General features: G+C 41.9%; 12 protein-coding genes. 2 read left to right on the top strand and 10 right to left on the bottom strand.

The window, feature by feature from the left end; translation table 11 throughout:
- Positions 1–13: 13 nt before the first annotated feature.
- The gene (locus THICY_RS02865) at positions 14–550 is read right to left on the bottom strand and encodes a DUF3087 domain-containing protein (RefSeq protein ID WP_013835116.1); all 537 of its coding nucleotides are present in this window, start codon (positions 548–550) and stop codon (positions 14–16) included.
- Between the two features lie 8 nt (positions 551–558).
- A complete protein-coding gene (locus THICY_RS02860; protein WP_013835115.1) occupies positions 559–984 on the bottom strand; it encodes an FKBP-type peptidyl-prolyl cis-trans isomerase in 426 nt (141 codons plus the stop codon).
- A gap of 77 nt (positions 985–1,061) precedes the next feature.
- On the opposite strand from THICY_RS02860, the gene dnaQ reads away from it, so the two are divergent.
- On the top strand, positions 1,062–1,766 hold the full coding sequence (gene dnaQ, locus THICY_RS02855; protein WP_013835114.1) for a DNA polymerase III subunit epsilon: 705 nt from the start codon (positions 1,062–1,064) through the stop codon (positions 1,764–1,766).
- 103 nt (positions 1,767–1,869) lie between these two features.
- On the opposite strand, the gene THICY_RS02850 is transcribed toward dnaQ, so the two are convergent.
- From THICY_RS02850 to THICY_RS02825, 6 genes are all read right to left on the bottom strand, one after another.
- On the bottom strand, positions 1,870–2,154 hold the full coding sequence (locus THICY_RS02850; protein ID WP_013835113.1) for a hypothetical protein: 285 nt from the start codon (positions 2,152–2,154) through the stop codon (positions 1,870–1,872).
- A gap of 3 nt (positions 2,155–2,157) precedes the next feature.
- Positions 2,158–2,961, bottom strand: a complete 804-nt coding sequence (locus THICY_RS02845; RefSeq protein ID WP_013835112.1) for an HAD family hydrolase — start codon at positions 2,959–2,961, stop codon at positions 2,158–2,160.
- Complete coding sequence (locus THICY_RS02840; protein ID WP_013835111.1) at positions 2,954–4,363, bottom strand: 5-methylcytosine restriction system specificity protein McrC; 1,410 nt, start codon at positions 4,361–4,363, stop codon at positions 2,954–2,956. Before THICY_RS02840 ends, THICY_RS02845 begins: the two co-directional genes overlap by 8 nt.
- Before the next feature lie 2 nt (positions 4,364–4,365).
- A complete protein-coding gene (locus THICY_RS08585; protein WP_013835110.1) occupies positions 4,366–6,039 on the bottom strand; it encodes an McrB family protein in 1,674 nt (557 codons plus the stop codon).
- Between the two features lie 11 nt (positions 6,040–6,050).
- Complete coding sequence (locus THICY_RS02830) at positions 6,051–7,511, bottom strand: DUF2779 domain-containing protein (protein WP_013835109.1); 1,461 nt, start codon at positions 7,509–7,511, stop codon at positions 6,051–6,053.
- Between the two features lie 123 nt (positions 7,512–7,634).
- Positions 7,635–8,279, bottom strand: coding sequence for a HEPN domain-containing protein (locus tag THICY_RS02825; RefSeq protein WP_013835108.1), 645 nt, complete (start codon positions 8,277–8,279; stop codon positions 7,635–7,637).
- A gap of 457 nt (positions 8,280–8,736) precedes the next feature.
- Here THICY_RS02825 and THICY_RS02820 point away from each other — a divergent pair, with 457 nt between their 5' ends.
- Entirely contained in the window at positions 8,737–9,126 is a 390-nt protein-coding gene (locus tag THICY_RS02820) for a hypothetical protein (protein WP_013835107.1), read from the top strand.
- 300 nt (positions 9,127–9,426) lie between these two features.
- Here THICY_RS02820 and THICY_RS02815 read toward each other — a convergent pair whose 3' ends face one another.
- Together THICY_RS02815 and THICY_RS02810 are read right to left on the bottom strand one after the other, a co-directional pair.
- Positions 9,427–10,131, bottom strand: a complete 705-nt coding sequence (locus tag THICY_RS02815; RefSeq protein ID WP_013835106.1) for an N-formylglutamate amidohydrolase — start codon at positions 10,129–10,131, stop codon at positions 9,427–9,429.
- On the bottom strand, positions 10,128–10,781 hold the full coding sequence (locus tag THICY_RS02810; RefSeq protein WP_013835105.1) for a hypothetical protein: 654 nt from the start codon (positions 10,779–10,781) through the stop codon (positions 10,128–10,130). The genes THICY_RS02815 and THICY_RS02810 overlap by 4 nt, the downstream gene beginning before the upstream one ends.
- Between the last annotated feature and the right edge of the window lie 100 nt (positions 10,782–10,881).

Here is a 10,881-nt window from a genome sequence, read left to right as displayed (position 1 = left end):
AAGGTGCTTGGAATTAGTCATTAATTGATTTAGATTCGCCCACCACGGCTTTAAGTTTGGCCAGCTCAAAAGTTGTTTGTTCGGTATCCAAGCCCAGTTCTTGCATTTTGCCTGCTAACTGCTCTTTTTCAGCTTTAAGATCAATCAACCCACTGGTGTTTTGCTCCAGCGTATACATTTGGGTCACCCCTAGATGATAAAAACGCAGGATTTTCATGGCTTCTACATCACCCGCTTCCACCTTCTCTTGGAGTTGACGCATCGCATTGGTAATGTGCATTAAGCTACGTTTTAGCTGCCAGCCATACATGGCTTCAGCCATCCACGGCTTGTCTTTAAAAAACTTAGCAGTAATCCAAAACACCAATGCCAAGCCGATTAATGCGCCGATAATTTGCAGGGTTAATGGGTTGTGCGGATTATCAAATAAACTGTAAAACCCGTAGGAGGTGCTAAATCCGACCACAATAAATAACGCCATTATCCGAATAGTCGCATTACGGGTGTTGGTCCGATAGACCTTCGGATCCATATCTTGAATCTGAAACATACCGACTCCTATTCTACTGAAACGACTTCAACCTTGTAATTTAGGCGCTTGCCAGCCAAAGGGTGATTCCCATCTAAAAACACCTTATCGCCAGAAATTTTGGTAATACGGAAGTTAACAATTTCACCGTCAGGATCTTCGGTCTGCACCACGCTCCCTTCAACCAACTCTACTGTATCATCAAAATTTTCAGGCCCAGCAATAACAATTAAATCATCCCGGCCAGTGCCATAAGCCAGCTCTGGTTCAATGGTCGTTTTGCCGACAAAACCCGGCTCCTCGCCATCCATAAAGTCCTCTAAACCTTCAATAATTTCTTCTTCGCCATGGATGTAAACCACTGGTTCCACTTCAAAGGTTGAGTCTAATAACTCCCCTTTTTCGTCCCGTAATTCATAATGAAATGTGACTTTCGCGCCATTTTTGATTCGCATATTGATTCCTTTGTATCCAAAATAATTAAAGTAAGCGTGCTAAAATTAGCGTTATTTTACTCGATTTGGAAACCCCTATGCGCCAGATTATCCTCGACACAGAAACCACCGGTATCGACCCTAAAAAAGGCCACCGCATTATTGAAATTGGTGCGGTGGAAGTGATTGATCGCCGCGTTACCGGTAGCTACTATCATCAGTATATTCATCCAGAACGAGAGGTCGAAAAAGAAGCCATTAACGTGCATGGCATCACCAATGAATTTTTAAAAGACAAACCGGTATTTAGCGCAATTGTTGACGAATTTATGGCATTTGTAACAGGCGCCGAACTAATCATTCACAACGCGCCCTTCGATGTTGGCTTCATTAACCACGAACTCAACCTGTTAAAACCGAATACTCGGGGCATTATTGAAGACTACTGTAAAATCACCGATACCCTTAAAATGGCGCGGCGAATGTATCCCGGTCAACGCGCATCATTAGATGCCTTGTGCAAACGCTTAATGGTTGATAACAGTAACCGCACCCTGCATGGCGCGTTGTTAGATGCCGAAATCTTAGCTGATGTCTATTTATTGATGACCGGCGGCCAAGTTAGCCTTAGCCTTAAAAATCAACAAGACGCCGCTAGCGCAGCCGCACAGACGCGGCTCACAAACCCTGCCGAGGCCCAAACCCAACTACGCATTATCACCCCGTCTGACGAAGAGCTGGCCGCACACCGTGACTATTTGACCCAGCTGGCCAAAGAAACTAATACGGAGATTCGCTGGTAATCCCTAAATCCCCAAGACTTTGATATGACTACCCTGCGCGCTGGCAATCACATCTATCCGCAGTAGCATTTGATCTTTAAGTTCTTGCACATGCGAGAAGATATTAAATTCTCAAGCGCATGCCCCCATTGAAAAGGGCGGAGTTTGATTGATCACCGTTATTTATTATTTCCGCCACGCTTGCCAAAGGCGGGCTGCAGCTATACTCTTTTAAAGCGTTAAAAGTACGCTCTGCATCAGCATCCAACTTCTCAATGATGTAAATCGCGTGTTTTATGTCATGGAGATTTTGATTGTGAATATCATCTAAACGAAACGTTAAGATACTCTTAGGTTTTAATGACTTTGCGATTTGGCAATTACTGATCAGAATGTCTATATAGTCCATCCTTTATCCTTTGTTACTCATCCGATTTATAAGGATTTTGATGCATTGGTCAATATTGCTATCTTGGCGATAATTGGCAGGCGCAACCAAGTTGACCCGACCCTCATCTAACAAGTGGTTTACATGGCAGGCTTGATGTGTTTGGGGGTTGTAAACCGCAATTGAGTGCCCGCCGTAATCCTTAAGCAATCGCATGGACGGAATATCGGTTTCGCCATCTCCGATAAACACCATATTGGTAAAAGGCACAGGGCGTTCTTCGGGTGGTACGTACTTGTTTATTTTGGAGTTGTCATAGACTTCCAAACTACCTTTACTAATGCGAAATAAGTATTGTGTTTTCGTGGTGTAATTAACGGCAAGCGCAGGCCAAATTGCGACATCATGGTGGTCGTACATAAAACCGGAGGCATAGATTTTGGTGAAGTACTTGGCTATCGGCGTACCGGCAATCATTTCGCGCAAACCCGATGACACGATAAAATGCTGCACTTCAATGCCCCGCGCTTTGCCATAGGCATTGATGCGCTCAAACCAGTCCTCTACCCCTTCAAAAAACCGAATCTTGGCACCAAATTTTTCAAAATCGGCTTTACGAATTTGAACACGCTTATATTGCGCCTCATGCACCATCAACTGCATATAGGCCAATATTTGGTCTGCTTCCTGTTGTTTCGCCAGCTCACCCGCTTGCTGCCAAAAACTTGGCACATCCACACCCAATGCTGGAATAAAGTCATACTCCTGCATATTGCCGGGCGCTAAAGTGCCATCAAAGTCATACACGATTACAAAGGGTTTAGTCATTCCAAGCATCCTCTAGGCGTTGCTTCAAGCGTGCTATAAAAGCCCGCTCAGCGCATATTAAATCAGCAATTTGATTTTCTGATTTACCTGTTTCTACCACATCCGAACTATTTAATGTTTGCGGTATTTCAATACCATCAACACAAAACCAGGCCTGGTGCTCATTAAGCAGTTGGGATGAAAAACACTTGTTGGAATCATACGGTTTTGACAAAGGGTAAAGCAAGCCGCCGCCGATAAACTCAATGCCAGGTTGTGATTGGTAGTAGCTCATATAAGTATGGATTTGAAAAAAGTCCGACCGATCAACATCACCCATGCCGTTTTGATTCGTACCTTTATAGTTCATACGTTTGTATTTAGTATCAAAAACCGCCACCTTATTGCCCTTTCGCATCACAATGTCGGGAATAATATGGCGTGAATAAAACTGGTTTTTATACAGCTTAATTTTGGGTGAATCGACCGACCAATCGGGGAAGTTTTTTTGCAATAGTGATTTAACATACAGCTCAAAGAGTTCAGCTACATTCACTAAAAATCCATAACTTTTTGATTTTTCGCTTCTTGCTGGCTTAACTGATTGCTGTTCTATTATCAGCTTAGCCAAGCTTAATACTTGCTTGTAAGGGGCAAAGATTGGATTACTCAACGCCTTTGAGCTCAATGCATTGGCCATGGTTTCTTTTTGCAATTTTTTCGGATTAAGCTGGCGCAATGCTGTTGATACATGGCGAATATTTTGTGCCGCTTGCTTGTATTCATTAAACACCCGCTTTACAGCAATATTCAAGACAGAAATGATGGCTTCATCCACCGCCCGCACTCGCTGCTGAGAAGATAGCTTACCCTTGTAGGGCATATCACGCTTAATCATGCCCGCTATATAAACCCTACCTTTTAAGCCGGCTTCATGATGGTGTTTAATCTGATAAACCTTCGGCAGCCCAAGTAAAAAAGCTTTTTCCAGCTTTTGGATAAACAGGGTATAGAGTAAAAATCGCGCATAGTCGATTGGTGTGGTTTGAGCGCCATCAATATCCGCCAAGTAAACATTATTCACAGCCTGTAACATACGCTGTAAAAATGGTTCTGAAAACCGAGATTTAATCTCGATTGAATGACCCTTGGTTTGTATATAACCGACATAATTTCCTGATTGAATATGCCAGTTAGGCTCTTGCTCTTGAGACGGTATCGCTTTTTGGCGAATTGATAAAATCAAATCGTCATCGTCATATTTATCTTCATTCTGCCTGAATGATAATAGACGACAATTTGGCAGTTGGCGAAATGTGCCAACGTCCAAAAAAAAGTCCAATTTTTTTTGTGCCGATGATTTAAATCCATCGGGATTGGACATACCGGAAAGAAAATTATCGACAACTGATAGCGTTGCCATTATTAACCCTCGCCTACAAATTTACTTCTTGCCTCTTTTAACTTTTGGGCAATATCTTTGGCGGAAAATTCTGAGCGCAAATATTCTTCAATTAATGGTGACAAATGACGATCGAATAATTTTTCTTTTGCAGCCTTCGTTACTTGCTCCCCCTTCCCCTTAACCTCAACCTTCATAAAATAGGCATGACCTATCTCATAAGAACGCCCCAACTCCAAGTCGTCAGCAATAAATTTGTTTAACTTTTTACAGGAGTCTATATATCTCTCGGTATCGATGTTTTTTAGTTCTTCGCACTCAGCAAGTACATCCTCATCGAAACCTTTATAAATCCAAGTGAATCGCCGACGTAAGGCAAAATCGAAGGTATCCACACTCCGGTCAATATCATTCATCGTGCCAATAAAAACAATGTTCGATGGGATACCAAACAGATGACTCCCTGATTTATCGGTGTAAACCGCATCATCGGGGCTTTCAATAAGATAGCTGTTTTGGGTAGAAAGGGTTAAGCCTTTAATCAAATGACCTTGTTCATCAAAATCGATACGCTTATCGTCTTCTAAACAAGACAAAACCTCACCAAATACAGCGGATAAATCGGCTCGATTGACTTCATCAACGATGAAGTAATATTTTGGCGGCTCAGTTTTTTGATTTTTTGATGCCTTTCTAAATTCAATAAGTGCTTTGGTGGCTTTAATACAAAACGCTTTAAATACCCCGTTTCTCAACTTTAACTCAACATTGTTGCCCGCTAACTTAGGCTTTAGCCCGTCAATGAAGTCCTCATAGCTAAAACTTGGATGAAATTGAACCATTTCATAACAACCACCTTCAACGGCTATTTTCTGCTTAACACTTTCAACCACAGAAAAGGTTTTACCTGTGCCTGGCGCACCATAAAAAATAGTGTTTTTAGCGAAAGGAACTTGGTTTCCAAAGTAGTGCCATAAAAATGCACCTAACTTCTGTGTATGTGTAAAGTCAAGTTTTTCGATTTCTAAAATTTCTTTTAATTTATTTAAAATGGGAACTGTGATTTTTATCTTATCCAACCGTTCTTCAACATCCTGTTTAAGTGTTGTACTAGAGTCACTAGATTGCTCATCTAAAAACTGTGCAATCGAAAGGATTACATCTTTACTATATATTGGAAGTAACTGATCGGGATTATAAAGATAAGCTACCTTTCGGCAGAAACTTATCTGAAGATCGCCCTTATCGAAACTTTCTAAATCTTCACTCTTTGAAAGGGATACCAATTTAGGTTTAATTTGATCATTAAAATACTCCTCCGCTTCTTTTTGTTTGAGAAACTTGTCTTTAGGTTCATTTTTTATAGTTACGCTACGATACCCCGATTCTGCTTTATTTTGCCACTCTTTGGGATTACTCTTAAACACTTTCGGAGTATTTTCGTGATTAACTTTATAAACCCCATAAGCATATGAACTTGCTGTTCGGAATTTTCCACACTTATCTGTTCCCCTCTCAATCCACCAAGTTAAATATTTAGTATCATCACTTTCAGACAAAATGTTTGTATACTTTTCCAAAGTCAAATTTTCTAAATTTTCTTTTTTAAATTCTGCTATTGCTTTAAATTCATTAAATTGTTCACAACTGTCTTGAATATTTTTAAACTGTTCGTACAATTCTTTTATATTAGTCATTTTCTATTTTCCTAAATCTTATGTAAACTTTGATAAATCCTCACCATCGCCAAGGTATCCAATCGGCAATAGTCCAATAGGGCTTGGCGGATAGTGTCACGGTGATCCGGGTCCTTTAAACGACTCAGATTAGCAAAAGCATCCATCGCCATACCGCCGTTTTGGATGTCGAGTTGTTTGTAGTCGAGTTCTGGATCGTTGGGGAACATCGCTGGCAATAGCGATTTAATCGAGAAACTGCCGTTAAAATCCGGGTGGTAATAACCAAGGTTTCTAAACGGTACAATCAGGTCTTTAAAACGCGGAATCAGCTCTAGCAGGCCTGGTTTATAGTCTTTAAAATCGCGCGCTAGCTCTTTAATTCGACTGATTTCAAAGCTTTGGTTAAACGCGATAATACTGCCCTGCTCACCTAAGTCTTGAATCATTTGTACCACCAGGTCTGGTCGTGGGTCACTAAATTCATCACCAAGATATTCTTTATGGATTAGCTCACCATTTTCGTGCAGGATATGCAGTGAATATTGAAATGGCATTTGCATAAAGGGCTTTTGACCGTCAAAACGGGGAATAGCCTCCATAAAGGTTTCAAAGTCAAAAAAGTGTAGCGGATAAGTTAAATCGTCCACAAAGTCCTTGACGATCTGCGGCTGAATTAATGGCTGACCGCTACTAGCAGTTTCAACTTGAATGCGTTGCACCGAACTAAGTGGTTCGGTGGATGGGATGTCGGTATACTGCACAATACCTCGATGGTATAAATCAAACTTTTTCGCCGCGTTCATGCGATAAAGGTTAAACACGGAAACGTCTGGCACGTCTTGCCAGCAATGGCTTTTAAAGTCGCAACTATGTGGATCATCGCAATGAGTGCCAATTAAAATTTGCGGTTCATCGGCTTTTAACATGGCCTCCATTTCCGCTAGATATTCGGGCACGCCATCCACTAATGTCAGCACGTTCGCGGTAATGTCATCTATCGTAAAAAGTTGCTGAATATCCAACTCGCCTTGTCGAATGTATTGATTGTTAAGGTGAACGATATGAATACGCCCAAGCGTTAAAACCTCTGACAGCGCAACCCATTGCACAGCGGCATCGTTATAGTGATAACCTTTAACACTAGTCGAGGATTTAACTTCATACACATCCCAAACATCGCCGTTTTTAACCAGAATATCAGCCATCGCAAAAATGCCATTTTGCTTGAAGGCCGCTTCATAGATCACCTCAACACCATCCGCTATTAGTTGGCGAGTTTGTTCAATCATGTCATCAAAGCTCTGCGGGTCGAACTTAATCTCAACCCCACCGGGAAAAAGCTGGCAAGCTAAATCGCCGACTGTATTACCTGTATCAAATAAGGCTTGTTCTTCTGCATCGGGTTTTGCTCGCAATTCAGGACGATGTTTTAATAACCAAAGGGACTTATGGCATTGTAAACCGCGAATATATTGAGATTTTGAGAGCATCAGAGCATCCTTTTTTGTACTAACTTTGTAAATCACCCATACGGATTGATTATTGCTCTGCTCATAAGCGGCAATCGTGGTCAATCAGGGTAATGCACGGGCACCCCCGTACAACTGGAGAGATTATCTAACAACGGGATAAGTCAACGCACCAAAATCAACATTACCCGCATCGAGCATAATATCAATCATTAAGGGGACAAAAAGCTGCATGAGCTGACGTCCGTCTTTTACTTGCTGTCGATTAACCTCAGAATTCCAAGTGGCGCCCCCGTGTATCAATTGATTGCGCAATACATACAGGCGATCAAAGACAATTGATAACACCGCTGGAGTATCATTTTGCATGAGCTTAATCAATGCATCTCTTTTACTGGACTCAAATCTTTTTTTCCATTCCTCCGAACTATCATGCTCGCGTAGCGCTTTCCAAAAGGGCTCAAAAATAAACTTATTTTCGATTAAGGTTCGCACCTGGTTTGAGAAGGATTTGAAGAAAAGTTGATAAATACGATGCGAGCTATCAAGCGTCACAAGTTTGTTAAAAAACTTGTTTAAACTCTCGCGCTCACTACGCTGATGCCCTAGCTCTTCGGCATAGGCTGCATTAAAAGCGATCCAAAGAAAAATGAACTGAGCATCATCGTCATCAGTTTCTTGCTCCGATCGAGCCAACCACTTCAAAGCACGATGAAGCCGAATATTGGTAGTCTCCGGTAGCCTTTCTTGCTGTGCTTTATGTTTTCGTTTTAGCTCTGCATATTCCATTGTATTAATCCAAGGCAAGAGATTTATTGTTTAATTTAGTCTAACACTAGCGCATTAGACTTAACACTATCAAGTAATCACATTGCCTTATTTAATAGTCGAAAATTTGCCCAGCTTATTCCTAACTTTAATTTACAGGCTTATATTGATGACGGTTATTTTGGCTGTCTTATAGATAAAAAATAAGACCATAACAGTCAGAATTTCAATGACGCCAGAAACCGTTGCGCACTTTGAAAAAACGGTCACTAATACCAAAAAACTTCGTTGCTGGAAAGGTAGCTTTAGTCACGAAATGATCGTTCTACTTCTAAAAAACTTATCCAAGGTGACAAAAACGATATTATGAATACGACACACCGTGTCGCGACGTATGGCTAGTTTGCTAGTAAATATAAAATATAACTCTAAAATAATTACTTAACAAATCGCAAACACACCAAAAAGGCTAAGTAACATGTCTACTAAAACTACACTCGCATCCTTTAACGCTTTCGCGCAATACATTCAATCGCTTTCCAGCGGCATAATTCAGACTCTTGAAGAGTCAATTTTTGGTCTAAACCTAAACCACAATTTCATAAATTATCGCGATCTGCAGGTCAAACCGTTCATTGAACATGATATTGACGGCTCAATTTCTGCTATCCTCATTGAGCTAAATTTTGTTGCCGACAAATACATTGATGAAACACTTGATGATGTATTAACTGAAGATTTTGGCGATATTTTAGAATCTACAATCGATTTAAATGAACCTGCTATAAAACAGCTGTGCAAAGAGCTGGAAGACGACGATTTGTTCGCCTGGGTACAACCTATTATTTTCGTAAGCTACGAAACCTAACACTATTGCATAGTGTGCTCCTGTGTGTTGTTTTGGCCTCTTATGAGGCCTTTTTTATTCTTAAACTTTTATCTTCAAACTCTTTAATTCGCTTAATGTCGGATGTTTCCAGACCTGAATATTTTGATTTCCACTTGTATTTAATCGCGCATCCGATTCTTTAAAGATGACGATGAATTGGGTTTCAGTAAATCGTGATTTTTGACCGCTTATCGCTGTCTCATTTTAGGGGAAGTGGACAGGCCATCATGGTTTTATCATTACTAAAATCCAAATCATCCACAATAACCTCCTCGTATCCTATAGACCGTGACCATCACCCTGCTCGTATGCCGCAATCGCAGCCAATAGTCGATCCAGCGTTTGTTTGAGTCGGTCATAACCGGAGCTGGGGTGGTTATCTTCCGTCAAATACGTTCGCTTGTTGATTTCCACCATAATCGTTTCAAACCCTGGGTCTTGTATCGGCTCGACCGCATAGGCATAGGGGAAATTAATCGCAACGCTGTATCCTGCCTCACGCAAAATCTGTTCTGTTAAAGTGATCAAAGCCGGTGATGTGGTCGTTTCATTAGTACCGATGTTAATATCCGGTAGCACCTCTTCCGGCTCGCTTACTTGGTGATGGCTAAAACTATGGCAATCGATCAGCACACACTGCCCTTGCTTATACAGCTGTGACCAGCAGGCCTGCTGCAAGCGTCGATGCCATTGCTGATAGAGGTCATAAACGTGAGCAACAGCCTCCTCGTTGCGCGCTCGATACACTTGCCCCCAGGGAGTTTGGGTATAAAAAATCCCCATACCTTTGGCTTCTAGGGGGTCATCGGCGAGGCGCTCCATATCGGCATAAAACCGGGAATACGGAAACACAAATCGTTGCGCACCCGCGTGCTCAAATAACTCATCGGTAAACCAGTCGGTATGCCGCTCTAAATGCAACACGGGTAAATCAGGGTAATGCACGGGCATCGCTGTACTGCTGTGCGGAATGTGTAAAATCATTCTGGCTCCTTCTGATGCTCTTGAACCACGCTAGCACAGTCAAAAACCCTAACGCTGCCGTCCACATGATGATAGTGATAGCTCATAATCTTGCCCCAAAACGCCAGCACCCCGGCGTGCTCTTTATAGTGCGCTGCAATGCGTTGTTGCAGATTGGGTATCATCACTTGACTATCGGGGTGAAAATCCTCAAAAGCCACTTCAAATTTGCGTTGTGCATTGAGCATGGCCAAAGCAAACAAGGGCGGTCGATGTTGAGGTGTCACCACATAATCGGTTGTCACCATTACATAGGGCGTGGATTGCTTATAGGCTTTTATACCTCGATCGATCCAATCCAACACGTCATTCACCAACTGGGACGACATGCCTAGTGGTTTTACCAGTGCTAACAGCAAACCACGACTGCCCATGGTCAAATCGTAATGACCTTTTACCAAACCCAAATAGGGTTGATCGAGGATATAGCTATTGAGATGCGTGGATAGGATGGCTGGTTGTTGGTAACCGAGCTTTTTCGCCAAATGGGCTAAATCCGTTTGAGCGAGTGCCGCTTTTAATGCGGCATTAAGCTCAGCGACACCCTGATAATCATGGCGCCAATTCGCCGGACTTGTTTGTGAAACAGCTGTGGATTCAATCAATGGCATACAGGCTAGGTCCTTTATCCGTGAGTCGGATTACGATCATGTTTGATAGTTATACACGGACCCGCGTTTTTGGAATAGGCTTAACCCGTTATGTTGCGAC

The organism is Thiomicrospira cyclica ALM1 (assembly GCF_000214825.1).
In the GTDB taxonomy this organism is placed as follows: domain Bacteria; phylum Pseudomonadota; class Gammaproteobacteria; order Thiomicrospirales; family Thiomicrospiraceae; genus Thiomicrospira; species Thiomicrospira cyclica.
The sequence above is the reverse complement of the archived record's forward strand: the minus strand, read 5'-3'. Positions and strand labels throughout refer to the sequence as shown.

What these genes read in the sequence shown, in the direction of transcription:
- THICY_RS08585 (WP_013835110.1), bottom strand. Translation starts at nt 6,039, where the DNA reads ATGACTAATATAAAAGAATTGTACGAACAGTTTAAAAATATTCAAGAC.
- THICY_RS02860 (WP_013835115.1), bottom strand. Translation starts at nt 984, where the DNA reads ATGCGAATCAAAAATGGCGCGAAAGTCACATTTCATTATGAATTACGG.
- THICY_RS02840 (WP_013835111.1), bottom strand. Translation starts at nt 4,363, where the DNA reads ATGGCAACGCTATCAGTTGTCGATAATTTTCTTTCCGGTATGTCCAAT.
- dnaQ (WP_013835114.1), top strand. Translation starts at nt 1,062, where the DNA reads ATGCGCCAGATTATCCTCGACACAGAAACCACCGGTATCGACCCTAAA.
- THICY_RS02865 (WP_013835116.1), bottom strand. Translation starts at nt 550, where the DNA reads ATGTTTCAGATTCAAGATATGGATCCGAAGGTCTATCGGACCAACACC.
- THICY_RS02850 (WP_013835113.1), bottom strand. Translation starts at nt 2,154, where the DNA reads ATGGACTATATAGACATTCTGATCAGTAATTGCCAAATCGCAAAGTCA.
- THICY_RS02810 (WP_013835105.1), bottom strand. Translation starts at nt 10,781, where the DNA reads ATGCCATTGATTGAATCCACAGCTGTTTCACAAACAAGTCCGGCGAAT.
- THICY_RS02825 (WP_013835108.1), bottom strand. Translation starts at nt 8,279, where the DNA reads ATGGAATATGCAGAGCTAAAACGAAAACATAAAGCACAGCAAGAAAGG.
- THICY_RS02820 (WP_013835107.1), top strand. Translation starts at nt 8,737, where the DNA reads ATGTCTACTAAAACTACACTCGCATCCTTTAACGCTTTCGCGCAATAC.
- THICY_RS02830 (WP_013835109.1), bottom strand. Translation starts at nt 7,511, where the DNA reads ATGCTCTCAAAATCTCAATATATTCGCGGTTTACAATGCCATAAGTCC.
- THICY_RS02815 (WP_013835106.1), bottom strand. Translation starts at nt 10,131, where the DNA reads ATGATTTTACACATTCCGCACAGCAGTACAGCGATGCCCGTGCATTAC.
- THICY_RS02845 (WP_013835112.1), bottom strand. Translation starts at nt 2,961, where the DNA reads ATGACTAAACCCTTTGTAATCGTGTATGACTTTGATGGCACTTTAGCG.